The organism is Moraxella sp. K127 (genome assembly GCF_015223095.1).
Taxonomy (GTDB): domain Bacteria; phylum Pseudomonadota; class Gammaproteobacteria; order Pseudomonadales; family Moraxellaceae; genus Moraxella.
Genome location: NZ_JADFBZ010000025.1, coordinates 1 through 23,659, shown reverse-complemented (window position 1 = coordinate 23,659; position 23,659 = coordinate 1). Strand labels below are relative to the sequence as shown.

Here is a 23,659-nt window from a genome sequence, read left to right as displayed (position 1 = left end):
AAGTCCGCAGTTGATATTGAAATATCAACAAGGATTTTGACGATGAAAAACAAGATTTAGCCATTTTTCATGCAAAAATTGATTAAATCATCAAACTTTATCAATTCCAATAAAATGTTATCAATGTTTAACATGCCCTAACTCTAATGTAGCAAAATTTTTGGGGAATTTCCAATGAAATTTTTATGACAATTTAAAGATTTTCCTAATAAATCATTTGGGTAATTTTTTATGCCATCGTATTTGTATTTTTTGTTATGTTATGTTATGTTATATTATTTTATTTTAAAAAATGAATGATAAAGGGTGTTTTTAAAAATATGAAAATTTATTTTAAATTGGGATAATTTTTTATAAAAATGACAATTTTAAAAAAACAAAATTCCCCTTAAAATCATTTTTTATCATTTAAACCTAAGAAACTTTAAAATTACTACAAACATAATGATGTTTAGGTGTAGGGGCGTGCTGTGCATGCCTTGTGTAGTAACGTCATCAAAGGGTGTGCTCAGCACACCCCTACAAACCCGTGGTAAATATTAAGTTGGCTGGGCATATATAAGCAATTCATTTATCAAGGGCAAATTGCAATTTATCCTGCAAGCCCATTCAAAACTTTATAAAATTTATGAAAATGACAATTTTAAAAAGGACATGTTCGCCACGTCCTTTTTAAAATTGTCAAATTTGTCAAATCCACAAAAACCGATTTTGGATAGCCCCACCTACTGCTTTTTATCCATCGCATTAAACACAGGCGGTAGCTCCTTTTGGGCTTCGTGTTCTTTTTGGATTTCGCTGGCGGTGAGACGGTCGGGGGATAAGCCTTTGATGATGGACAAATCCGCCACGTTTTTGCGTTTGCGATTAGATAGGCTCACTGGCACCATGCGGGCAAATTCAAATAAGTACAGATACTCTTCTTCGTCGCCATCAAACTCATCTTCTTCGTCAGGGCGGATACTGGCGATTTTGGCAAGGTCAGCCACCTGCTCACGTTCATCTGCCGTCAAAGCGACTTCTGCCACGCCAAGCCCCGTGATAAAGCCCCCTGCCCAGTCTTTTAATGCCAAAAACCGCTCGGACAACTCATGCTCATCATCAGGCACCAGTGGCTCATAGCCATAGGCGTCATCTTTGTCTTTTAAGGCAAAACTTACGTCTTCACCATACTCCGCCAACAACTCCAACGCCCGCTCATCAGGCAGGGCAAAGCTAAGCTCGGTTAATATCGCCGACCATCCTGCCACGTCCGTGGGATGACAGGCGGTCATCAAGGCACTCATGAGACCATGTAATTCACTGATAGAGACATCTGTCCATGTGCTAAACGCTTCTGTCCAGTCATTAAATCCTGATAAATCATCACTCATAAGGCTCTCGCTGTTGGTTACTGTTGGTTAAACTGCCCTATAAATGCCGTCATTTTGGCAAAAGTCAAGGGTGTTTTGTGTTTTTAAAATCTCATGCTACAATAACACACCAATCATCGCTGAACAATCGCTTATCGCCCATTATCCTAGGAACACCCATGCTAACCCAATTACAACTCTTAGAGCAGACCATCACCGAGCTAAAAGCACGCTACAACATCACCGCCACCGAACTTGCCAATCTCAAACACAAATTGGCACATGATGACAGCCCCCGTCAAATCAGCCAGTTACAGCTTGAAATCAACCAAAGCAAAGACGAAAACAACGCCTTGCACGCCCGTATCAAAGAGCTACTGTCCGCCCAAGATGAACTGGACAAACGCCTAGATGAGCTAAGCCAAGACAACGAACGCCTAGCCAAACAAAACAAGGATCTTGCTGAGAAAAATGCCCTTGCCATCAGCCGTGCCGAAGTCATCCAAACATGGCTTAGCAAAATTGATAACCAAAATCACCAATAAAAATCAACAAGGACACACTCATGAACATTCATTCCGCCATCAAATTCGGTGCCAAAAACAACATCAAAGTCAGCCCATCGCATGAGACATCTGCCCCAAGCGAGCCGAGCAAGACCGCCGAGCAAAAAACACAACAAAACCCAAACCCAAGCCAAAGTTCAAACCCAAGTTTAAGCTCAAACCAAAATCTAAGCCAAAATCTAAGCCAAAGCCAAAATAATCAAAATACAGAAAATCCAGCCCCTGCCAAACCTGCCACGCCCACGCCTGCCCCAAAAGCAAGTGACAGCACGCTTGGCAATATTGGCAATACCCCTGCCACGTCCCACGCCACACCCACAACATCCAAAGTCCCGACAAAGCCTGCCGATAAAACGGACAAGCCGAGCTTTAAGGCGGTTGATTTGAGCATTGCAGGGTCATCACACCGCATTACCTGCCCTGTCGATGAAGTGGCACAGTTGGAGCAAGCAGGGGCATACATCAATGACAAAATCCGTGAGCTTCGCCGTGCCGTCAAAGGCAAAAACCCCAGTAACGAAGAGCTGTTGGTACTGACTTGCTTGGAGCTGTACGACCAATGCCAAAGCCTAAAAAACGACCGCAAAAATCAACTGCTAGATAACGAACGTGCCAAAGCCTTGATTGAGAAAATCACCAAAGACGCCCGTTCGGTGTTGTAATCCAAATGATAAAAGGCATGTTTGTAAAACCCATCAAACATGCCTTAGTTTTACCCATCAAATTAAACCATTAAAATCAAACCATCAAAAATTAAAAAGGATTTCTCATGACAACTTTCGCCCAAAAACGCCGTCAGAAGTTTATGACCAAAGCGTATTATGAGAAAATGAAAGAATACTATGATGATGTTACCGATTACAGTATACAAGACCAAAACCATTATGTGGATGAATTTAATTTCTTGTCTGTGGATTTACAGCCAGACTGGATAATCCTATTTGATATATATTACGGACAACTCCTACTCGCCTACACCGCAGGTGATGACATCAAAACTCTGATTCCTTATCTATACAAATGTATCGAATGCAAAGAAAATGAAGCCGCAGCGATTGCCAAACATCATTATGAGGAGGGTAGCTTGCCCTGTGTGCTTGGCTTTGGCTCTGGTTCTGACAAAGTCTTACAATTTATCAGCCTAGCCTACCTGTTAGATTGTCGTGATTTATTACCCACCATCAAACGACTGGCAGAAGGTCAAAACCAAGATGTCTTTGATGCTACTGATGCATTGACTGACCGCTTGTTTAGGCTTATTGACCCCAACCAAGCAGTACGACCTGGAAAAGGCGATAATATTTTATACAACAACCCTTGGTACACGATTATCTGTGATTGTCTGGATGATTTATATCATCACAAAGGCAACACCCAAAAAATCAAAGACACCATCATCGATGAGTTAAGACAAAACCTAGAAGAATGGTACGAATACCACAATCACAAGCTATGGCATAACAGCCATCTTAGAATGGAAGAAGAATACGGCTATTTTGGCTACTGGGAATTTGTGCCAGCATGCCTTGTCTATCTTTTTGACTTGGACGATACACCCTTGCACAAATTTATTCATTACCCCAAAGATTTGGTGGCGTGGGCAAGACAAAACAGCCCCAAAGAGCCTATGCTACATCAACCATAATCCCGCTCACCAAATATCGCCGTTCCCACTCGCACCATCGTTGAGCCGTGGGCGACCGCCTGCTCCATGTCGCCACTCATGCCCATGGACAATGTGTCAAAGTCAGGCAAATCAAAACGCCCTTTGATGTCATCAAATATCGCTTTGGTGCGGACAAATGCGTCCGTACCGTCTTTGCTAGGGATAATCATTAGCCCCCGTAAGGTTAGCTTTGGCAGACCCATCACGGCTTGTACCAGCCCATCTAATTCATCAATATGGCAGCCCGACTTACTCGCTTCATCGTCGATGTTGATTTGGATAAGCACGTTTAGGGGCGGGCGGTCATCTGGGCGTTGGTCGCTTAGCCTTTGGGCGATGATGGCTCGCTCCACCGTCTGCACCCAATCAAAATGCGTGGCGATGTCTTTGGTTTTGTTTCGCTGAATATGCCCGATGTAGTGCCATGTTATCGGCAGATGTGCCAGTTCGTTGATTTTTATCAAGGCTTCTTGTAAGTAATTTTCACCAAAATCACCCTGCCCTGCCTGATACAGTGTGGCAATGTCCGATGATGGCTTGGTTTTTGAGACAGCAAGTAGCACCGCTTTGGGGTTGGCTTGGTAGGTGTCATTGATGGCGTCTAGACGCTCTTTGACTGCCGTATGACGCTCGATGAGTGCGTTGGATGATGAATGATGGGGAGCTTGTGTCATGGTTTTTCCTTAAATCTTTGTATTTTAGCAGAAAATCCCCACAAATGGCATAAACTTTGGCATAAAATGGATTGTAATATCTGACGGGACGTGGTTTAATGGCAAAGCAAAATATTGTATAATAAGCCCATAATTTATCCAGTTTATTCATTTTTTAAGGCAATCCCATGTCAGCTCCTAGTATTGAAGACCTACTGCGTTTTGTGGTAAAAAATAAAGCGTCCGACTTGCACTTATCGGCAGGACTACCACCCATGATTCGTGTGGATGGTGAAGTGGTGCGTATCAACACCCCCGAGATGGATCACTCTACCGTGCATAAGCTCATTTATGACATCATGAATGACAAACAGCGTGCCGACTACGAAGAGTTTTTAGAAACGGACTTCTCGTTTGAAATCCCCGGGCTTGCTCGTTTTCGTGTGAACGCCTTTAACCAAAACCGTGGTGCTGGTGCGGTATTTCGTACCATTCCATCCAAGGTTCTGACCATGGAAGATTTGGGCATGGGTCCTGTCTTTAAAAAGGTCTCTGACTTTAAGCGTGGCGTGGTACTGGTCACAGGCCCGACAGGTTCGGGCAAATCAACCACACTGGCGGCGATGATTAACTACATCAACGAAAGCCGTAAAGAGCATATCCTAACCATCGAAGACCCCATCGAGTTTGTCCACGAATCCAAAAAATCGCTCGTGAACCAACGTGAAGTACACCGTGATACCCTAGGCTTTGATGCTGCTTTGCGTTCGGCACTGCGTGAAGACCCCGACATCATTCTGGTCGGTGAGATGCGTGACTTGGAGACCATCCGCCTTGCCTTGACTGCTGCCGAGACAGGACACTTGGTGTTTGGGACACTCCACACCAACTCTGCTGCCAAGACCATTGACCGTGTGATTGACGTATTCCCTGCCGCCGAAAAAGACATGATTCGTGCGATGCTCTCCGAGTCCTTACAGGCGGTTATCTCGCAAGCCCTACTCAAAAAAGTCGGGGGCGGTCGTGTGGCAGCTCATGAGATTATGCTTGGCACGCCTGCCATTCGTAACCTGATTCGTGAAAACAAAATCGCCCAAATGTACTCTGCCATCCAAACAGGTGCAGGCGAAGGCATGATTACCCTTGACCAGACGTTAAAGAACTTGGTCGCGTCTCGCACCATCACCAAAGAGACGGCACGTGTCTATGCCAAACAGCCAGAAGCATTCTTATAAGGGGGTCACATGGATTTTGATAAACTACTACAAGTGATGATTGCCAAAAACGGCTCTGACCTTTTTATCACCGAAGGCGTTCCCCCATCACTCAAAGTCAATGGCACCATTTTGCCCATGACCAAAACGCCACTGACCGCTGAGCAGACCATGGCACTGGTGACCAGTATCATGACCGAAGCTCAGAAAAAAGAGTTCCATGAGACCAACGAGTGCCAATTTGCCATCTCTGACAAAGCCGAAACCGCTCGTTTTCGTGTGTCAGCGATGATTCAGCGTAACAAGGCAGCGATGGTACTGCGTAAGATTGAGACGCAAATTCCCACGACCGAAGATCTAAAACTACCGCCGATTCTAAAAGAGCTTGCCATGAAAAAGCGTGGCATTATCCTACTTGTCGGTGCGACAGGTACAGGTAAATCCACCACGCTGGCTGCCATGATTGGACATCGTAACGAGAACTCTCGTGGTCACATCATCACCATCGAAGACCCGATTGAATACGTCCATCAGCACAAAGGCTGTATCGTCACTCAGCGTGAGGTGGGTATTGACACGCTCTCGTTTGAAGAAGGGCTAAAAAACACCCTACGTCAAGCCCCTGATGTTATCCTTATCGGTGAGATTCGTAACCGTGAAGTCATGAGCTATGCCATCCAGTACGCCGAGACGGGTCACTTGGTATTTGCCACACTCCACGCCAACAACGCCAACCAAGCCATCGACCGTATCATTCACTTCTTTGAAGCGGACAGACACGGACAGTTATTCATGGACTTGTCACTGAACTTACGCGCCATCATCGCCCAACAGCTTATCCCAACCCCTGATGGCAAAGGTCGTCGTGCCGCCATCGAGATTCTACTAGGCACACAGCTCATCGCTGACTACATCCGTAAGGGCGAGATTCACGAGATTAAGCCTGTGATGAAACGCTCTCGTGACATCGGCATGCAGACCTTTGACCAAGCGTTGTTTGACTTGTATGAATCAGGGCAAATCACCTATCAAGATGCACTCAAACACGCTGACAGTCCGAACGACCTACGCCTACAAATCAAACTGGAAAGTAAAAATGCCGCCGCAGTCGAAGAAGAGTCCGCCAAACTCTCCATTGACATGGGCGATTATAACTAACACCCCACAAAAAAAGACTGGCAATGACCAGTCTTTTTTATGACTCTTGATTTAGCTTAGCTTTTATTGGCAGGGTCAAGGGTTTTTTGACACTCTTCGTTGTCGCACACGCCATGCAAGACCAGAGAATGCCCTGACAGCTTGAAGTTATACTTCTCGGCGATTTTCTCTTGCTCATCTTCGATGATGGCATTATGAAACTCTTCAATCTTACCACAGACATCACACACCAAATGGTCATGATGCTCTTCTTGGGCAATCTCAAACACCGATAGGTTGTTTTCAAAGTTATGACGCTCAACGATACCCGCCTGCTCAAACTGAGTCAGCACACGGTACACCGTCGCCAAGCCGACATCTTCGCCCTGCTCGGCAAGTGCCTTGTACACGTCTTCGGCACTCATGTGGTGGTGTTCTGCGTTCTCTAATAGCTCCAAAATCTTCATGCGGGGCAAGGTTACTTTCAGACCTGCCTTGCGTAAATCTTTGTTAGTAAATCCCATATCAATCACCTTTTAAATCGTGGACTTAGTCGCTGATTATTGATTTTATCAATCATCACAGCTCTTTTGATTATCATTTGATAATCAGTTACAAGATAAGTGTACTTTAACACACTTTTGATAAAATTTCATCCATCAATTGAGGATTTGTGGACAAAATGCCTGATTTTTAGGATTGGTTTTTTTAATCTTGCTACAACGTCAGCAAAAACGCCGTCAATGCGTCCATCTCGTCAGCGGTCAGCCCCAGCGGTTTGATGAGTGGGTCTAAGTGGTCAGCGTGGGCAATGGGTGGGGCGGTGCTGGTGGGTGGTATGTCCATGCCGGTGTTATAAATCGCCACCACGCCACGCAAATTGGTAAATAGCCCATGATGAAACCACGGTTTTGATGTGCTAAGGTTTCGTAAAGACGGTGTTTTAAATTTGCCAAAATCGGCAGGGTCGCCCGTGATGTCATATTTGCCAAAGTCTTGGCGGGTGCGTCCTGCTAGGGTTTGATTGAGATTGTGAAAATCGCCATCGCTCATCGCTTGCCCAAAATGACAATTCATGCACCGCCCCTTGGTGCGAAATAGGTGCAAGCCCAACAGTTCGGCATCACTCAAAGCTGTGATGTCGCCCTTTAAAAACTCATCAAAACGGGTGAGTGTAGGGGTGAGCGTGTGCAGATAGGCGGTCAGGGCGTGGGCGACTTGATTGATGTCAATGGCGGTCATTTGTTGCCCAAACACCGTCCGAAAGCGTGGCAAATAATTTGCATTTGCCAAACGGCTTGGCACACTGTCTAACGTGATGTTCATCTCATTGGGGTCGGTTAGGGGCATGAGTACTTGCTCGTGCAGGGTTTTGGCTCGTCCGTCCCAAAAAAAGGCGTGCTGTGGGCTGTCTAATCCTAAATGTGTCAAGGATTGGCTGTTGCGGGTACCTTGTCGGTCATATACGCCAAGCGATACGGGGCGTGGGTCGGCAAAGGCATGGCGTGGGTCGTGGCAGGTGATGCAGGCGATTTGTCCGTCTGATGACAAGGCGGTTTCAAAAAATAACCGCTTGCCAAGCTCGCTTAGGGGTGTGGGCATGGGTGGCGTGCCAATGGGGGCAAGCTCTGCCCATGCCACGCCGTCATCAATGGTCGGTGCCAACCACTGGTCGGTAGGCTTGGCATAGGCAAGGCGTAAACATTGTATGTCGCATTCGCCTGATGATGTGTGAGCTACTGCCTGACAGGTGCCAAACATGATAGCCAACACCACAAAAACCACTCGTAGCATTGCGATAAATCAGCTTGTTATGTTTGGTGGGTTATTATAAACCTGTTTTATAAAACTGTAAAGCGAATGATTATCGTATGCTTTTTTGCTTGACAAGATTTAACAGTTTGAGTCCGCCTTACACGCCTGATACGCCATGTTCACGCCTTGTATGATAGACGGATAGGCATTTTCGCCGTGGGCGTGGTTGGGGTTAAAGTCAAAAGTTACGTTGGCATGGGGCAGTTTATTTTTTAAAAACTCACTCATCAAAAACGCATCGCTATTTTCTAGCGTGGTGGGGGCGTTGGGGCTTCGGTGTCGGGCATTTAGCTCGTGTTCGCCGAGTGTGATAAGGACGTTTTTGATGTTGGGCGTGGCGATAATTCCCTTTTGATGAGCCAAAATGCTTTTGTCATTCCACCAAATAGACGGACTGACGATGACATAATTATCAAAACTCTCGCTACGAGCCATGAGCAGATACAGCCCAAACAATCCACCATAAGAATGCCCGATGAGCGTGCGGTGATTGGGGTTAATGCCAAATTCTTTATCTAGCATGGGGGCAAGTTCATCAGCGATAAAAGCATGAAAATAATCCGCCCCACCAAATGCCGTCTGCTCGCCTGTTGGAGCAGGGTAGCTGTCGGACGGTGGCGTATAGTCGTGTGTGCGGTTTGGTATGTCAAAGGCTCGCCCTGTGGGGTAGCCGATGCCCACAACCATGAGCGATTTGGGATTTTTTTCGCTCGGCTTGTCGTGATTCATTTGAGCGATAGAGCTTGCCACCCCAAAAAACGCATTGCCGTCTAGCACATAGATGACAGGATAGCCGTTGGCAGGTCTTTTGCCGATGGTGGCGACTTGTATCAGGTAATTTTATCGGTGTAGCTAGAATACACCACTTTTTCATGACTGTTTAACATGGTGGCAGGTTGCCATGCGTGGGCGGTTAAAATGGTGCTACATAAACCCCATGCCATCATCAGCATTATAATGTATTTTTTCATGATTGCTCACAAATTGTTCAAAATCAAAACTAGGGCGTGTTGAACTTTTGTATTTGCAATGAAAAATGAGAAAAATCGCACGTTTTTCAAGGAAAAAACGCAGGCTGATAGTCATTCTATCAGACAAGTTTTTGACGAAGAAAAACAAGATTTAGCCATTTTTCATGCAAAAACGATTAGTTTATTTCTAAAACATTTCTATATTGTAAATAGTGTTATAAAGGTTCAATACGCCCTAAACACTCGCCCCCACACTTCTTGCCAAAGCGATACCATCTTCTATGGACAAGTAAGTTTTTTTGCTGGGCGTGTCCCTAAATACCACGTCGCCATCCCTAAATACCACACATTCGTCCACGGCAATCTGTTGCCATTTTTCATTGATGGTCAGCGGTATGGTAACCAATATCGTCACTTTGTCTTTGCTGGTGGTGACATCGCCAAAGTTGACACTCATCTCCCCATCCGACAGATGAGCTTCGCCAAAGGGGGCTTTGCGAGTGAGATAAAAGAGCAGACTGCCTGCATATGCCAGTTGCCAATTTCCATTAGAAATCAAGCAGTTAAATAGCCCATTGGCAGACAGATAACGGCATTGTGCGGTCAAAAAGGCAAATAAGGCTTCATCGGACGGACGGGACTTAAAGGTGGCTTTTAGACGGTTTAAAAGATAACAAAACGCAAGCTCGCTGTCGGTCGTACCTACGGGGGTATAATGCTCGGCATTGCCGTTGGCGTGTAGGCGTTCGGTGCGACTGATAAAGCTGTCGGTCATCTGCCCGTTGTGAGCAAATGCCCACTGCTCGCCCCACACTTCACGCACAAAGGGGTGAATGTTGGACAGGTTATTTTTCTCGCCAATGGTCGCCCGTCTGATGTGGGCGATGACGTTCATGGCTTTTATGGGATAATGGTTTATCAAATCCGCCACAGGCGATAGGTGCGACGGCTGATTGTCATGGAACTGGCGTAAGCCTATCTTACCCGTCTCGCCACGTTCAAAAAAGGCGATACCAAACCCATCTTCGTGATGGTCAGTCCCCCCGCCCCGCTGGCGAAAGCCTGTAAAGCTAAATCCGATGTCGGTAGGGGTGTTGCAGTTCATTCCAAGTAGTTGGCACATGGTTTTCTCTTATTAAAATGGGCGATTAAGCATGGGTTAATTTACCCAATCGCTCATGTCGTTATTTAAAAAATTGATGATTATTGTTATTAAATGGTCAATATTATTGATGAGTTTTTGACTGGTGCGTCCGTGATGATTGAGTGTGAGTTCATAATCATGATGTTGTGGGCGTATGGTTAATGACGGCTCGCTATTTTCATCATTAAAATAAATGGTCAAAAAATCGTGCTTGTCATCAAGATGGCGAATTTGCTTTATGATGTTTTCGTGGGTGTCATCATGGAGCATAAGATAGTATTCATACTCTTTTTGATTTGTCTTGCGTTTGATGTATATCCGATCTTCAAAATCTTGGGTAATGTTCTGCCAATCATTTATATTGATTGGTTTGCCATTAAAAAATTGCTCAAAATAATCAAATACCGCCGAAATGTCATCACAAATTTTACGATAATGTTTAAAATCTCTCTCATCATCGCTAAAATAATAACGCACTTCTACCACAAAACCGTCTTTATCATCAGGCGTGGTCTGGATATAGCTTTGGGTGGTACTGTCATCCAAAATCACAAAATTGTCATCTATCATGTCATCAAGCAAGGATTGCACGGTGGCAAGTTCGGCAGGGGTATTTTCAATAAAATTATTGGCAGTATCGGCAGTAAGTGTTTTCATGGGTTGCTCCAGAAGTTAGTTGATTTTTAATTAGGTCAAGCCACACGCCCCCAATGAAAACTCGCCAAGCGTTTCATCAAATCAGGATTTTTTACCATAATATCATCGCCCGTCCGCCCTTGCTCACGGTTATAGTAGATGACGTTTAGACGCAGTAGCCAAAAAATCGTGGCAGAGTAGGCAAGCATGACAGGCAGGGCGGTTTTTTCGTTGTCGGTTAAGGGGCGGACACGCTCGTAGCCGTCTATAAAAGCAGTCATTTTGTCGGTGTTAAAATTCACGCTCTCGCCGTCTGTGGCATTGCCCCAAGTCGTACAAAAATCGTTAATGGTAATGGCAATGTCCATCAGATAATGCTCAACCGACACTTCGGTAAAGTCCAAAAGCCCTGTCAGGCGAGCCGTATCGCCTGAAAAATCCCATAAGGTATTATCAGTAAACATATCCAAATGACAAAGCCCCTTTGGCAAATCATCGGGCAGATTGGCGTAGGCTGTCCAGATGTCGTTCATGAGACGGGCTTCATCGGTGGGCATATAGGCGGTTTCACGCTCTTTGACCCTTGCCCAGTCGTACAGTGGCACGCCATAGTTTTCGGCAGGTTGCAGGGTTTGTAAGGTCTCATGCAGAGTTGCCAACGCTTGCCCCATAGTACGACACATGGCGGTGTCGGTGGCGGTGGGGTGTGAGCCTGAGAGCTTTGGCACGACTAGGATTGCTTTGTTTTCGTATCGCATGACGCAGTCGGAGCCGATGTCATCGCCTTTGGCGGTGAGTTTGACAAGTGGTGGGGCGATTGGTAATTTGTCTTGTAGGGCGTGCATGACGGTTGCCATTTTGATGATGTCGGCAGGTACACGCTCTTCAAATAGCGTAAACACATAGCTAAACTCATCGCCCACGTCGCTGTCGGTTTGGATAAACCAGTTGGAATTTTTGATGCCTTGGGTAATTGGAATGGCTTTTTTAAATTTTACGCCAAACAAACCACAAAACGCAAAAAATTCATCATCAGATAGGTGGGTATAGACGGACATGGGTTAGCCTTTTTTGTTGAATAAAATCTTTATTTTAAAACTTTTTGCAAAAATTTACGACTACTTTTTGACTTTTTAAGTATTTATACCCAAGCGGTTGCCCTTGTTTTTAACCATGATAACGTTTATCATAACCAAACACCCCAATCCACCCAAAATCTACCAAACAAGGAACGCCCATGACCCAACCCGCCCCCAAAACCAAAAAAGACATCTTAGCCGAATTTGACCACATCATCGCCACAGGCGAGCTTAGCCAAATCATTCCCTTTTTGGACGCTCACAAACAAGGCAACGTAAGCGAGCTTAAAAAACAGCTCAACAAAGCCCGCCGATATTATCTGGACCGGCATGAAGTCAAAGAAAACGGCAGAACGGTTGGCACAGGTGTGCGTGGCACGCCCAATCACGAGCGAATGCTGTTTTGTTTGGCATTGGCGTTATTATCGCCCAGTGATTTTAATGGGCGTTGGTTTGATTGTTTTGCACAGGTGTTACGGTATATGTCCAACCCTGATTATTATAAAAGTTTGGATAACAAAAACAATACCACGCCCATGGTTTTTGACATCATCAAGCATTTTGATTTTAAAGAGCTGTTTAATGCTTTTACGGCAGAATGTGTTAAAAGAGAGATAATGTGGGGATTAGATTATCCATTATTAAGACGATTAGAAAATGACAAGCTGATAGACCATCACCCCCAACTATTTGCCATGACAATCGCTAGATTTACAATGCCAAATGCTATGCCTAAAAAGAAATTAAGCATTGATGAATACCGAGAGTTTATCTTGTCATCAGACATTTTGGTTCGTGATGTCAAGTTATTATTTGAATATGAAACTGATGTGAGTTGGGTATCATTTGACTATTTAGACAGGCAGACATTTAAAGAATATAAAAACGGTGAATTTTGGCTTTATTTTATTCCTGAATTTATCAAACAGGGCAAATTAGACCGTCAATTTGTCCTACAAAAATGCCTAGAAATCCAAACAGGACTTTGGAAAACAACCAGCAAAAGTTTTTTTAAAGAGCTATTTAAAGCACTCTCCCCAACCATAGATGAGCTTATCACACACCAAGAGCAGATTTTTGTTTTATTGCACAGTGATTATAAACCTGCGGTTAATTTTGCCATTGAACTTATCAAACAAATCATTCTTGATGAGCGGTTTTTATTAGATGAATTTATAGAATTCGTTAGTCCTGTGATGATGAATGCCGATTTTAAAGGCGGTATCAAATCGCTACTTGTGTCCTTTGATAAATTATTAAAAACCAAGCCACATTTGATTAAAGATTTGTATCCTATCATCAGCTCGGTGTTATTTGTCAATGAATTAGCCCTACAAGAGCGAGCGGTAAAAATACTTGCCAAATACGCCAATAAAAAAGCCTTAGATGATGAATACGACAATCTACAAAATACCCTGCACGCCATTTATGATACTTTGCCAAATGACATCAAATCAGGATTAGCCCCAATTTATACGCCCATGCTAGATAATGGCGAGCATGATTTATCAAATAATGTCTCTGATGAACCGATGAATGACACAGGCACAGATTATTATTATGATAACAGCGTCAATATTGATTATTTTGCCGATGAGCGAAAAATCACGCTTTATGATGATTTTAATGAGTTGTTATTTAATTTTGGGCAATTAGAACATGGCGATAACCCCATAGAGATTGAGATTTATATGGCAAGTTATTTAGCCTTAAAACAACAAGGCAAATTCCCAAGCGATGATAACACCCAATTAAAATCAGTATTGGATAAATACCGTCATCAGTGGTCAGACAATGATGTCTTTACAATTTTTGAAACAGAATTTTTAAATCACATTTATCAAAATAAAGATGAAAAAATCGGCACTCATCAATATAAATTTTTAAACTCTTATCATGCCATAGTGAAGCAGTTTATTGCACTTGATAAGATAAATGACGGCAAAAGTGATAATCCCTTATCGCTATTATCCACGCCAACCCATGCACCTGCTTATATAGAGCCTGCGATATTGGTAGAGCGACTCATCGCCTATCAGAAGGCGGGGGTAGAGATTGATTTGACCGATTATGCCATAGCATTGGCTCGCACGCCACGAGCGAGTGTAGAGCCTGCCCTTAGTTTATTGCCCCAAATCACAGATGAGCTTATCCGTGAGAGCTTGGCATTTGCCTTTGGGCAGAGCGAATTACCCAAGACCATTCCACCCCAAGCAATCAGCGAAAAGTTTGGTTATGAAAAAGGCGAGCATTATCAAGCATGGCGGGGCATATTTGCAACCATAGCCAAAACGCATTATCCTAATATAGAGCTGGATTATTCTCATGAATATGCCAAACTATTTGATAAGGTGGTGGTTAATGATAAATTGGGGCAAGATTATTACCGCAAGCAAATATTGGCATATGATTGGCAAAGTGGCAGAAATATTGAAACGGGTAGTTATTATATCGGGTTTGATATCAGTGCTTATTTAAAATATGCTCATACTTCGGACATTTATCGCCAAAGTTGTTATTATGCAAGAATATATACAGATATTTATGATAATCAGATATTGACATTATCCAAATTTTTAACACCACTTAATCAAACAGACAGTGATAAATTTTTGTCAAATTATGTATTTGATGATTCAGAGATGTACGCTCAAATTGCCTTACCATTATTGCAAATCATGGCGAGCGATGATTATCCTTATAATCCTTATACTCAGTTTATCATGACGGCGTGCTGTTTTGCCAAAGACAAAGCCATAAGATTGGCGGTGGTGGATTTGATGAGTTTTGCCATTAGTCATCACAGATTGGATATTGATACCTTTACCCGACATAGTAGCGAATGGACCAATCATAACTCCGCCCCATTTAATCGTTATGTAGAATGTATCCAAAGCCTGTCTGAATATGGTGGTGATTATGCGGTCATTGTCAAAGAGATTATTGAAAAGACGTTATTAAAACTTTGTTTTGATGATAAATTACCAACCAATTTTAAAAAGTATTTGGAGCTGTATTATTTATTATTGTCCCAATCAAACACCAAAGCCGATGATGAAATAATGACAAAGCTACATGAATTTGTGGCGATATCGGGTAGCGTCAAGGCAATCGTAAATAAAATTGGTAAATTATAATTAAACTTCCTGCAAAACTAGGTTTTCCGTTCGCCCTGAGCTTGTCGAAGGGTAGCGGAAAACCGTTATGGGCAGGCATAGCTCACCACGAACGGTTTTCTTCAATTGGAGTTTTGCAGGAAGTCTGTTAGTTAAAAGGATAAAAACATGAGCCTTGCCGATATTGATGTCAGTTATCAATCCCCCAGCCGATTGATAAAAAAACCAACCTTTGATGAATTGGTATTATCTCATCATACCGACATCGAAGAGCTGGCCGACATTCCATGCTTTTTTTGGGGCGAAATCACCGAGCCACTGCCGACTGCCAAAGCCTTGATGTGCCTAAGCCGTGTGGTGCGGTCAAGTTTTGCCCCCATACCTGTATCACTAAGAGACCCGATTATCAGTGCAGGGCGAGATGAGTTGCGTTTTGAAGGCTTTTCATCGTGCAATGGGGTGTATGCCCGTTTGGATTTGTTATCGGACGGCATGGACGGCGAATTTATCGCACATGGCACGACCAATGTGGATTTTAATGAACCGATGATAAATGCCCTAAATGCCGTCAAAAAGAATGAACTTATGATGATGAGCGTGGGCGATAAAGAAGTTAATATCAGCACCGATGTGGGTAACATCAAAGAGAAAAAAGTGAAATTGCCCGACCGCTGGATAAAGGGGCTAACCAGTGTGCAGGTCTATATGGCGGACATGGTGGAGATATTTAGATTAAATAAAATGCAAAGTATGCAGTTTTTTAATACCATACCCAAATCCAAAAATAACGCCACACTATATTTGACTTATAAATTAAATAAAGTCGTGATAAGTCCCATTTATGCCAAAGGGAGCATAAAAGTGGGTGGTTTGGAGCGACTTCGGTTATTAGAAAATCTGGTGCCGTATATTGATAACATGGTGTTTTTTCAAAATATCAATGATGATAAAGACAGCCAGAGTATGGCAATACAGATTTATATGAAACATATGCGATTGACATTGGCAATATCACCGCACAATCATCGGGGATTTTCGGGGAAAGGTAATATATTACAAAAAATAACGCATGAATTGCCAACTGAATATATTTATGCCTTTAATCATTTATTAAAAAGTAATGAGAATTTTGACCCGACCACATTAGCCATAGACAATGATTTATATATTGACGATGTTAAAAGTTTGACCACGCATTTATCCATGATTGGGCTGTTGGGATTTGATTTGTATAGCGACAGTTATTATTATCGCCGACTGCCTTTTAACATGAATAAATTATTATCGCTCAATCCCCGCCTAAATAACGCCAAAAAACTCATCAAAGACGATAACATCACGCTCGTTCATCATCGCCCCAATGACACCCTTGCCCATGTCAAAAGTGGCGAGCATACTTATACAGTGGTCATCACAGACACCCATGCCAAATGCACCTGCCAATGGTATGCCAAACATCAGACCAAGCGTGGACTGTGTAAGCATATTTTGGGCGTGCAGATGATGATAAATGCGTTGTGAAATATAAAAATACCGCCCAAACTTGACTAATACAGTCAAGTTTTTTGGCAAAATTTCTGTTATAATAATGGGTTTAACAAATTTAGCCAAAACGAGCCAACCAATGACAATCAAACAGCCAAGCCAAAAACAAGCCGAACTTCTCTGCCCTGCTGGTACCTTTAAAAATATGCAATACGCCTTTGCTTATGGGGCGGATGCGGTCTATGCAGGGCAAGCCCGTTATTCTTTGCGGGTGCGTAATAATGATTTTGATGAAGAAAACCTTGCCAAGGGCATTGCCTACGCCCATTCGCTTGGCAAAAAGTTTTATGTGGTGGTCAATATCCAAGCCCACAACGCCAAATTAAAAACCTTTATTGAAGACATTCGCCCTGTCATTGAGATGAAGCCTGACGCTCTCATCATGTCGGACGCTGGCATGATTATGATGATACGAGAGCATTTTCCGCACCAAGACATTCATCTGTCCGTGCAAGCCAATGCCGTGAACTGGGCAACGGTGAAGTTTTGGAAACAAATGGGCATTACAAGGGTGATTGTCAGCCGTGAGCTGTCTTTAAAAGAGATTAACGAGATTATCAAAGAAGTCCCTGATATGGAGATTGAAGTCTTTGTCCATGGGGCGTTGTGCATGGCATATTCTGGGCGGTGTCTGCTCTCTGGCTATATCAACAAACGTGATGCCAACCAAGGCACTTGCACCAATGCCTGCCGTTGGTCGTACAACACTTATAAGGCGGTGGAAAATGAAACGGGCGACATCGTTCCTGCCAGTCCAGAAGTGTTTGTCCCCAGTCAAGGCGAGATTAAAAACGTCAATCTAAATGGCGATGTCGTTATGGGCGATGATTATGTAGAAAAGCCGTCTGATGAAGTCGTACTCATTGAAGAAGAAGGTCGCAAAGGCGAGCTTATGGCGATGTACGAAGATGAGCATGGGACGTATATCATGAATTCTAAGGACTTGCGTGCGGTGGAGCTTGTGCCTGATTTGGTAAACATGGGCGTGCATTCGTTAAAGATTGAAGGGCGTACCAAGTCGCATTATTATGTCGCTCGCACCGCTCAGGTCTATCGCCGTACCATTGATGATGCGTTGGCGGGCAAACCCTTTGATACAGGGCTTATCACCGCCCTTGACGGACTTGCCAACCGTGGCTATACCGAAGGCTTTCTACGCCGTCATGTGCATTCGGATTATCAAAACTACGAGTACGGCTCATCAAAAACCGACAATCAGCAGTTTGTGGCGGAAGTGTCAGACGTGGCGGACGACTTTTTGACCTTAGAGATAAAAAACAAACTCATGGTCGGCGATGATGTGGAGATTATGACACCAAAAGGCAATTTGACTTATACACTCACCGAGATGTGGGACAAAAAAGGCAATGCCATAGACGGAGCGTTGGGGTCGGGGTGGATTGCCAAAATCAAAAATCCGTTTAGCGATATTTCTCATGATGACCTAAAATTCGCCCTTGTGATGAAAAGTGTGAGTGAGGCGATTTATACTTGATATTTATAAAAAGGAGAAAATATGCCAACCGTTATTTCACAAAATGCCAATATCAATGCCGAGCGGTTATTTACCGCTCTTATGGATAATAGTGTATTGATAAAAGATAAAAACAGCAATATTGAAAAAGTGGCATTAGATTATCAAACTTTTGTGCAATTACAAGAGTTTTTATCTCTGATGTCGCATAAAAAACAAGATAATGCTTTTGTGTCGCTTGCTGATACTTTTAAAAATCTTAAAAATGCCGATAAAATGGATTTTGATGTGGATTTTGATAGCATTCGCAAAAATCAGCCATTACCACAATTTGACGACCTTGACTATTTATTTGATTAAGGCAAACCATGTTTTTACTTGATACCAATATCATCTCTGAAATGCGTAAAATTAAAACAGGGCGTGCCAATGCCAATGTAACACGGTGGGCGGAACATTTAAATATCCAAGAAACTTATTTAAATTCAGTTATCATTGGCGAGATTTATCGGGGAATTTTATTAAAACGCCATAATAAGGATTATGAACAAGCACAAATTCTGCAAGAATGGCTTGATGATTTATTAGTGGTTTACCAAGGTCGCATTCTTGATGTTGATGTGCAAATTGCTAATATTTTTGCCGAATTAAATACGCCCAATTTTAAATCCGCCAATGATGCTTATATTGCGTCCACAGCGATTGCGTATGATTTGACCCTTGCCACAAGAAACATCAAAGATTTTGACGGTATGCCTGTTAAGATTATCAATCCTTTTAAATTTACATAACCATGCAACAAAAAATCTCCCACTACCAAGCCCTATACCGTGAATGGCTTGCCTTACAAGCCGATAACGAAAAACTTATGGCAAACCTGCACCGCCAAAATGCCATTACGGACGAATTATCCGTCTTTTATTTTAATCATCATGGGCAATCCGACTGGCAACGCTATTATGAAGCCTTAGAAAATGGGGCGAACGTGGATCTGATCACAGACGGCGAATACAGCGTAATGAGCCAAGATACATTGTGGGATATGTTTTGTGATGAGCGGGCGTTTTATGAACAGCTTGCCAAGTTTGCCCAAGACAGACTTCACAACTTAAATAACAAATAACAACTTAAAAACCAATGGCACTAAAAATCACCACCGACTGCATCAACTGCGACATCTGCGAGCCTGAATGCCCAAACGATGCGATAAGCTACGACCAAAAAGGGCAAAAAACCTACGTCATCAACCCCAACCTATGCACCGAGTGCGTGGGCTTTTATGATGAGCCGACCTGTGATAAGGTCTGTCCGATTGACTGCATCATCAAAGACACCGACCACCCAGAATCGCCCGATGATTTGATGGCAAAATATAAGCGGATTTGGGGGAGATAACCCCCATTTGTGCCGTTTAGCTCTCCACGCCTTTTTTCACGTCCTTAACCACTTTTTTGCCCCGACCATACCAATGCCAGCCCTTTTTGGCAAGTCTGACCGCCTTGGTAACATTGCTCTCGGTAAAGCTTGCTTCTCCCATTGGCACGACCACCTTGTTGCCATGCTCATCCACCACTTTTTTGGCATCAGCATTAAAGCCATCGGCATCGCTGTTACTGTTGGCGATCTGTGCAGTCATCCGCACCACAGACTCTTTGGCTCGCAGCGGGGCGGTCTTAAACAGCTCTGCCAGTGGCATGTCCAACTCATCTTTTGCCAACTTTTCGATACTTTCTAGGTGGCGATACAACTCCACATACCACGGGTCATAGTCCGCCATCGTAAAATCATTCATCTCACTTTTGATGGGCAAAGGATAAGGCATGGTTTTATAAAACTGCCACAGGCTCACGGTGTTTAAGTCCGTGCGTAGGGTGTACTCATCATTTTCGGTGCGAGTGATGAGCTCATTGGTTACCAGCTCATCGATGTACAGATTCCATTTTGGTGTCTCTTTACGCCCCAGCACCCCCCGTAGCTCGGCTTCGCTTGCCGTCTCACCCACTTGATATTTTTTATAAATTAAATTGAGCATGTCAAGCAGGCTCAGCAGTGGATGACGTACCGCCACTTCTTTGCTGTCAAAGATGGTGAGCGTATAGCTAATCTCCACCCCAAGCAATATCAAGTTCCACGACAGATACAGCCACATCAAAAACACAGGAATGGCAGCGAACGCCCCATAGATGGCTTCATAACTGGTAAAATTCGCCATGACCGTCCCAAAGACCGTCTTTAAGGTCTCAAAGAGTATCGCCACGACCACGCCTGCAATGGCGGCGTTTTTTAGGGGGACCTTGACCTTAGGAGTGAACCAATACATGGCGATAAAGCCACCGACCGTGAACAAAAACGAGATGATTTTTGCCCATATCCCCCAATCAATGCCATAGCCTGCCACTTGCTGATTTAAAAACGACAGCCCCGAGATGGCACTGGACGCACCAAATGCCACCCCCAAGATAATGGGAGCGACCGTAATCATTGTCCAATAGCGGACAATACTTGCCATGCCCCCTGTGCGTTCTGATACTCGCCAAATTTGGTTGAATGCCGTCTCAATGGTGATGAGCGTCAAGATGGTTGTCACAAAAACCCCCGCCACACCGACAACCCCCAGATTGCTCGATTTTTCGGCAAAATTATCCATGTGCTGAGAAATCGTCGCCCCTGATGATGGCATAAGATTGCTATAAATGGCTTGTTGCACCTGCCCACGCACATCTTCTAAGGCAGGCACACTTGAAAACACCACGAGCATGACCGTCAAAATCGGCACAAGCGATAACAGCGTGGTATAGGTCAAGCTGGCGGCTTTTTGGGTGCAGTTATCGTCCAAAAAGTGACGTACCAGCAAGCGAATGTACATAAACCAAGAATGATGAGCAAAGGGCAGTTTGTTAAGAAGTTGAGTCATGAGCTTTGAGATGGTTTTTTAGTATAAATCAATGTTAAAATTAACGTAGTTTAACAAATATTACCACAAAATTGCTTTATGTTTATGTAATTTTTTAAAAAAACATAAATGGTAACTTTTGCCAAATTTTGGGTATAATAGATTCATTTGTCCGTGCCAATACCATGAAAAAAGCCCACACCATCGCCCAGCCCAAGCCCATCATTCCCATACAGTCCGCCCTTCGCCGAGCGTGGTTTGTGTGGCTGTTGTATTGTCTTGTCATCTATCCTGTGCTTGCCAGCCTAGCATTCGGCAATGTGGGCTATGCCAATCTGGGCATGAATGGGGGCGTGGTTACTGGCATGGTGTTTGGCGTGATATGGCAACTTGTCAAACTCATCCCTGCCCTACTGCTCACCCCCACCATCAAGCGAGCGGACGCCCCTTATGGGCTGATTGTGGCAAGTTTGGTCATGCTTATTTATTTGGGCTTTGTGGGCGTGTATTGGTTTATTCATGTCTTTGAGCATTCGCCAGTGTATATCAGCGTAGGATTTGGCTTTGAGACGTTATTACTGCTTATCATTAATGTCTTATTGTTCGTTTTATTAAAACGCCTACCACCCATGCACAAAAATAAAATAAGAAAATAAAAATAATCAGGCAAAATCATGATAACTTATAAAAAATACCTACCCCTGCTCATTGGCTTATCGCTTACCCCAACCGCCTTTGCCCATGACACACCGCCCGAGAACATCACTCGCACATCGCTCATCTATGACAGACATGCCGAGCAGTTGGGATATCATGGCACCAGCATGGGGCAGTTTGGCACGTCGGTGCATGACAGACCACGCTCACAGCCCCTAGCTCCGAACATCGTCACTGGCACTCGCTTTAACGAGCAGTACATCAACCGCCAAATCGCCCTGTGGTCATTACGCCAAATCAACAGCTCCATGCCACTCATTGACGACGCATGGTCAAATCAAGTCATCAATGACATGACCGCCCAGATGAACGCCCTAGTTCGCACCCAGTCGCTCATCGCCACGCCCATCATCAATGACAGCAGTATCAACGCCTTTGCCGTGCCGGGGGGCGTCATCGGCATGAACACAGGCACGATACTGTCGGCAGGCGGGCTTGATGAAGTGGCAAGTGTCATCGCTCACGAAATCGCCCACTTATCCCAACGCCACTACGAACACAACCAAGAAAACAGCAAAAAACTCATCGCCCTACAAATCGGCGGACTGCTGGCAGCCCTAGCAGCCAGCTCGGTCAGTGGCGATGTGGCAGCGGCTGCCATGATAGGTTCACAGACCGCCACCGCAGAGACGGCAGCCAGTCACAGCCGTGAGCATGAGCGAGAAGCGGACAGAATGGGTCAGCAGATTTTGGTGCAGGCAGGCTATGACGCCGCCGCCATGCCCCGTTTTTTTGAACGCCTATACAAACAAGTCTCGCTGACCACAGCCAAAAACGCCTTTGTGCCGAGCTTTATCCAGTCACACCCCTTTACCGCCGAGCGTCTGAGCGAATCGATGAGCCGTGCCAAAGGCTATCCTGTACCAAGCATGGTCGCCCGTGAACAGCAAACCCGTCTTTTTGACAAGCTGACATGGCGACTTCGCTATCTCACCAAACAGTCGGGGCTGGACGAGCTGACCATTCACGCCAAACGCAGTGACGGGGCAAGGCTTGCTCTTATCATGTATCTGGCGGACAACGCACGCACTGATGAAGCCCTACGCCTATTTGCCAATGCTTCTTTTGACCCATCCGACCCACTTGTCTGCCTAACCCACGCTCATGTACTCACCAAGATGAACGACCACGCCCAAGCCGTGTCGGTGCTGTCATCTTGCCAAGCGATATACCCCGAACGCCGAGATTTGCGTTTGCACTTGGCGGACGCATATGTCAGTACAGGTGAGACTGCCAAAGCATTGGCACTGCTAAACCCCTTAACCGAGCGTACACCCCACGATAGGCAGGCGTGGCAAAGGGTACAGCACGCCTACGAAAAATCACGCATGGACAAAAGCATCGCCACCATACACGCCCTACACGCCCGCTCACAGGTAGAGCTGTGGGGTGGCAAATATGACGGAGCCTTGCAATCCAATGCCCAGGCCACCAAAGTCGCCAAAGCCCACTACCCAAATCTACTACCCATGTTGGAGCAAAGCAAGGTGATGATGGTGCAGGCTAGGGACTATAAGCCGTGATTTGTGTTGTATGGTCTGTCAACTTTGAAATAATACTGTGTCAAACTCGCTCGTAGTACTACTTGCTTGTACAACTTCGCTCGTTTTCCTTGTCTTATTTCAAATTTGTTTGACTATAATTTGGGTTATGATTGGTGTTTTTAAAAATAAGGACTGAT

The 23,659-nt window shown here is 44.4% G+C and carries 24 protein-coding genes; 14 read left to right on the top strand and 10 right to left on the bottom strand.

Annotation, left to right across the window (positions count from 1 at the left end):
* Positions 1-725: 725 nt before the first annotated feature.
* The gene (locus IM753_RS06985) at positions 726-1,373 is read right to left on the bottom strand and encodes a UPF0149 family protein (RefSeq protein WP_062499971.1); all 648 of its coding nucleotides are present in this window, start codon (positions 1,371-1,373) and stop codon (positions 726-728) included.
* A 158-nt stretch (positions 1,374-1,531) separates the two neighbouring features.
* On the opposite strand from IM753_RS06985, the gene IM753_RS06980 reads away from it, so the two are divergent.
* From IM753_RS06980 to IM753_RS06970, 3 genes are all read left to right on the top strand, one after another.
* A complete protein-coding gene (locus tag IM753_RS06980) occupies positions 1,532-1,897 on the top strand; it encodes a hypothetical protein (RefSeq protein WP_065256233.1) in 366 nt (121 codons plus the stop codon).
* 20 nt (positions 1,898-1,917) lie between these two features.
* Positions 1,918-2,580: a cell division protein ZapA gene (locus tag IM753_RS12980; RefSeq protein WP_227712976.1), complete on the top strand. Its 663-nt coding sequence runs from the start codon at positions 1,918-1,920 to the stop codon at positions 2,578-2,580.
* 107 nt (positions 2,581-2,687) lie between these two features.
* Entirely contained in the window at positions 2,688-3,563 is an 876-nt protein-coding gene (locus IM753_RS06970; RefSeq protein ID WP_065256234.1) for a PoNe immunity protein domain-containing protein, read from the top strand.
* On the opposite strand, the gene IM753_RS06965 is transcribed toward IM753_RS06970, so the two are convergent.
* Positions 3,554-4,258, bottom strand: coding sequence for a YggS family pyridoxal phosphate-dependent enzyme (locus tag IM753_RS06965; RefSeq protein WP_194108987.1), 705 nt, complete (start codon positions 4,256-4,258; stop codon positions 3,554-3,556). The genes IM753_RS06970 and IM753_RS06965 overlap by 10 nt on opposite strands.
* A 167-nt stretch (positions 4,259-4,425) precedes the next feature.
* Here IM753_RS06965 and IM753_RS06960 point away from each other — a divergent pair, with 167 nt between their 5' ends.
* Both IM753_RS06960 and IM753_RS06955 read left to right on the top strand, forming a co-directional pair.
* Positions 4,426-5,472 carry a type IV pilus twitching motility protein PilT gene (locus IM753_RS06960; RefSeq protein ID WP_065256236.1) on the top strand — a complete coding sequence of 349 codons (1,047 nt, stop codon included), beginning with the start codon at positions 4,426-4,428 and terminating at the stop codon, positions 5,470-5,472.
* Between the two features lie 9 nt (positions 5,473-5,481).
* Positions 5,482-6,609 carry a PilT/PilU family type 4a pilus ATPase gene (locus IM753_RS06955; protein ID WP_194108986.1) on the top strand — a complete coding sequence of 376 codons (1,128 nt, stop codon included), beginning with the start codon at positions 5,482-5,484 and terminating at the stop codon, positions 6,607-6,609.
* A gap of 56 nt (positions 6,610-6,665) precedes the next feature.
* On the opposite strand, the gene fur is transcribed toward IM753_RS06955, so the two are convergent.
* The 7 genes from fur to IM753_RS06920 form a co-directional block, all read right to left on the bottom strand.
* Positions 6,666-7,112 (bottom strand): ferric iron uptake transcriptional regulator, encoded by a 447-nt coding sequence (gene fur, locus IM753_RS06950; protein WP_065256238.1) that lies wholly within the window; start codon positions 7,110-7,112, stop codon positions 6,666-6,668.
* 193 nt (positions 7,113-7,305) lie between these two features.
* The gene (locus IM753_RS06945) at positions 7,306-8,382 is read right to left on the bottom strand and encodes a cytochrome-c peroxidase (RefSeq protein WP_194108985.1); all 1,077 of its coding nucleotides are present in this window, start codon (positions 8,380-8,382) and stop codon (positions 7,306-7,308) included.
* Between the two features lie 99 nt (positions 8,383-8,481).
* Positions 8,482-9,219: an alpha/beta hydrolase gene (locus tag IM753_RS06940; protein ID WP_370582834.1), complete on the bottom strand. Its 738-nt coding sequence runs from the start codon at positions 9,217-9,219 to the stop codon at positions 8,482-8,484.
* Positions 9,220-9,233: 14 nt separating this feature from the next.
* The gene (locus tag IM753_RS06935; protein ID WP_156065143.1) at positions 9,234-9,374 is read right to left on the bottom strand and encodes a hypothetical protein; all 141 of its coding nucleotides are present in this window, start codon (positions 9,372-9,374) and stop codon (positions 9,234-9,236) included.
* Positions 9,375-9,609: 235 nt separating this feature from the next.
* Complete coding sequence (locus IM753_RS06930; RefSeq protein ID WP_065256241.1) at positions 9,610-10,497, bottom strand: class II glutamine amidotransferase; 888 nt, start codon at positions 10,495-10,497, stop codon at positions 9,610-9,612.
* A gap of 36 nt (positions 10,498-10,533) precedes the next feature.
* Positions 10,534-11,175, bottom strand: coding sequence for a hypothetical protein (locus IM753_RS06925; protein ID WP_194108984.1), 642 nt, complete (start codon positions 11,173-11,175; stop codon positions 10,534-10,536).
* A 35-nt stretch (positions 11,176-11,210) separates the two neighbouring features.
* Positions 11,211-12,212: a homoserine kinase gene (locus tag IM753_RS06920; protein ID WP_194108983.1), complete on the bottom strand. Its 1,002-nt coding sequence runs from the start codon at positions 12,210-12,212 to the stop codon at positions 11,211-11,213.
* Positions 12,213-12,391: 179 nt separating this feature from the next.
* On the opposite strand from IM753_RS06920, the gene IM753_RS06915 reads away from it, so the two are divergent.
* The 7 genes from IM753_RS06915 to IM753_RS06885 all read left to right on the top strand — a co-directional run bounded on the left by IM753_RS06915 (position 12,392) and on the right by IM753_RS06885 (position 19,763).
* Positions 12,392-15,370, top strand: coding sequence for a DUF6493 family protein (locus IM753_RS06915; protein WP_065256244.1), 2,979 nt, complete (start codon positions 12,392-12,394; stop codon positions 15,368-15,370).
* A 147-nt stretch (positions 15,371-15,517) separates the two neighbouring features.
* Positions 15,518-16,870, top strand: a complete 1,353-nt coding sequence (locus tag IM753_RS06910; RefSeq protein WP_194108982.1) for an SWIM zinc finger family protein — start codon at positions 15,518-15,520, stop codon at positions 16,868-16,870.
* Between the two features lie 103 nt (positions 16,871-16,973).
* Complete coding sequence (gene yegQ / locus IM753_RS06905; RefSeq protein WP_065256250.1) at positions 16,974-18,389, top strand: tRNA 5-hydroxyuridine modification protein YegQ; 1,416 nt, start codon at positions 16,974-16,976, stop codon at positions 18,387-18,389.
* Positions 18,390-18,410: 21 nt separating this feature from the next.
* Positions 18,411-18,728, top strand: a complete 318-nt coding sequence (locus IM753_RS06900; RefSeq protein ID WP_065256246.1) for a hypothetical protein — start codon at positions 18,411-18,413, stop codon at positions 18,726-18,728.
* A gap of 8 nt (positions 18,729-18,736) precedes the next feature.
* Positions 18,737-19,159, top strand: coding sequence for a type II toxin-antitoxin system VapC family toxin (locus tag IM753_RS06895; RefSeq protein ID WP_194108981.1), 423 nt, complete (start codon positions 18,737-18,739; stop codon positions 19,157-19,159).
* A gap of 2 nt (positions 19,160-19,161) precedes the next feature.
* Positions 19,162-19,491 (top strand): DUF4298 domain-containing protein, encoded by a 330-nt coding sequence (locus IM753_RS06890; RefSeq protein WP_194108980.1) that lies wholly within the window; start codon positions 19,162-19,164, stop codon positions 19,489-19,491.
* Between the two features lie 14 nt (positions 19,492-19,505).
* Positions 19,506-19,763, top strand: a complete 258-nt coding sequence (locus IM753_RS06885; RefSeq protein WP_194108979.1) for a YfhL family 4Fe-4S dicluster ferredoxin — start codon at positions 19,506-19,508, stop codon at positions 19,761-19,763.
* A gap of 16 nt (positions 19,764-19,779) precedes the next feature.
* On the opposite strand, the gene IM753_RS06880 is transcribed toward IM753_RS06885, so the two are convergent.
* Positions 19,780-21,282, bottom strand: a complete 1,503-nt coding sequence (locus IM753_RS06880) for a YihY/virulence factor BrkB family protein (protein WP_194108978.1) — start codon at positions 21,280-21,282, stop codon at positions 19,780-19,782.
* A 164-nt stretch (positions 21,283-21,446) separates the two neighbouring features.
* On the opposite strand from IM753_RS06880, the gene IM753_RS06875 reads away from it, so the two are divergent.
* Together IM753_RS06875 and IM753_RS06870 are read left to right on the top strand one after the other, a co-directional pair.
* Positions 21,447-21,917 carry a hypothetical protein gene (locus IM753_RS06875; protein WP_065256248.1) on the top strand — a complete coding sequence of 157 codons (471 nt, stop codon included), beginning with the start codon at positions 21,447-21,449 and terminating at the stop codon, positions 21,915-21,917.
* A gap of 18 nt (positions 21,918-21,935) precedes the next feature.
* A complete protein-coding gene (locus tag IM753_RS06870) occupies positions 21,936-23,501 on the top strand; it encodes a M48 family metalloprotease (RefSeq protein WP_194108977.1) in 1,566 nt (521 codons plus the stop codon).
* Positions 23,502-23,659: the final 158 nt, after the last annotated feature.

Excerpts from the sequence above, each read along its gene's own strand:
- IM753_RS06985 (WP_062499971.1), bottom strand. The coding sequence starts at position 1,373 with ATGAGTGATGATTTATCAGGATTTAATGACTGGACAGAAGCGTTTAGC.
- IM753_RS06980 (WP_065256233.1), top strand. The coding sequence starts at position 1,532 with ATGCTAACCCAATTACAACTCTTAGAGCAGACCATCACCGAGCTAAAA.
- IM753_RS12980 (WP_227712976.1), top strand. The coding sequence starts at position 1,918 with ATGAACATTCATTCCGCCATCAAATTCGGTGCCAAAAACAACATCAAA.
- IM753_RS06970 (WP_065256234.1), top strand. The coding sequence starts at position 2,688 with ATGACAACTTTCGCCCAAAAACGCCGTCAGAAGTTTATGACCAAAGCG.
- IM753_RS06965 (WP_194108987.1), bottom strand. The coding sequence starts at position 4,258 with ATGACACAAGCTCCCCATCATTCATCATCCAACGCACTCATCGAGCGT.
- IM753_RS06960 (WP_065256236.1), top strand. The coding sequence starts at position 4,426 with ATGTCAGCTCCTAGTATTGAAGACCTACTGCGTTTTGTGGTAAAAAAT.
- IM753_RS06955 (WP_194108986.1), top strand. The coding sequence starts at position 5,482 with ATGGATTTTGATAAACTACTACAAGTGATGATTGCCAAAAACGGCTCT.
- fur (WP_065256238.1), bottom strand. The coding sequence starts at position 7,112 with ATGGGATTTACTAACAAAGATTTACGCAAGGCAGGTCTGAAAGTAACC.
- IM753_RS06945 (WP_194108985.1), bottom strand. The coding sequence starts at position 8,382 with ATGCTACGAGTGGTTTTTGTGGTGTTGGCTATCATGTTTGGCACCTGT.
- IM753_RS06935 (WP_156065143.1), bottom strand. The coding sequence starts at position 9,374 with ATGAAAAAATACATTATAATGCTGATGATGGCATGGGGTTTATGTAGC.
- IM753_RS06930 (WP_065256241.1), bottom strand. The coding sequence starts at position 10,497 with ATGTGCCAACTACTTGGAATGAACTGCAACACCCCTACCGACATCGGA.
- IM753_RS06925 (WP_194108984.1), bottom strand. The coding sequence starts at position 11,175 with ATGAAAACACTTACTGCCGATACTGCCAATAATTTTATTGAAAATACC.
- IM753_RS06920 (WP_194108983.1), bottom strand. The coding sequence starts at position 12,212 with ATGTCCGTCTATACCCACCTATCTGATGATGAATTTTTTGCGTTTTGT.
- IM753_RS06915 (WP_065256244.1), top strand. The coding sequence starts at position 12,392 with ATGACCCAACCCGCCCCCAAAACCAAAAAAGACATCTTAGCCGAATTT.
- IM753_RS06910 (WP_194108982.1), top strand. The coding sequence starts at position 15,518 with ATGAGCCTTGCCGATATTGATGTCAGTTATCAATCCCCCAGCCGATTG.
- yegQ (WP_065256250.1), top strand. The coding sequence starts at position 16,974 with ATGACAATCAAACAGCCAAGCCAAAAACAAGCCGAACTTCTCTGCCCT.
- IM753_RS06900 (WP_065256246.1), top strand. The coding sequence starts at position 18,411 with ATGCCAACCGTTATTTCACAAAATGCCAATATCAATGCCGAGCGGTTA.
- IM753_RS06895 (WP_194108981.1), top strand. The coding sequence starts at position 18,737 with ATGTTTTTACTTGATACCAATATCATCTCTGAAATGCGTAAAATTAAA.
- IM753_RS06890 (WP_194108980.1), top strand. The coding sequence starts at position 19,162 with ATGCAACAAAAAATCTCCCACTACCAAGCCCTATACCGTGAATGGCTT.
- IM753_RS06885 (WP_194108979.1), top strand. The coding sequence starts at position 19,506 with ATGGCACTAAAAATCACCACCGACTGCATCAACTGCGACATCTGCGAG.
- IM753_RS06880 (WP_194108978.1), bottom strand. The coding sequence starts at position 21,282 with ATGACTCAACTTCTTAACAAACTGCCCTTTGCTCATCATTCTTGGTTT.
- IM753_RS06875 (WP_065256248.1), top strand. The coding sequence starts at position 21,447 with ATGAAAAAAGCCCACACCATCGCCCAGCCCAAGCCCATCATTCCCATA.
- IM753_RS06870 (WP_194108977.1), top strand. The coding sequence starts at position 21,936 with ATGATAACTTATAAAAAATACCTACCCCTGCTCATTGGCTTATCGCTT.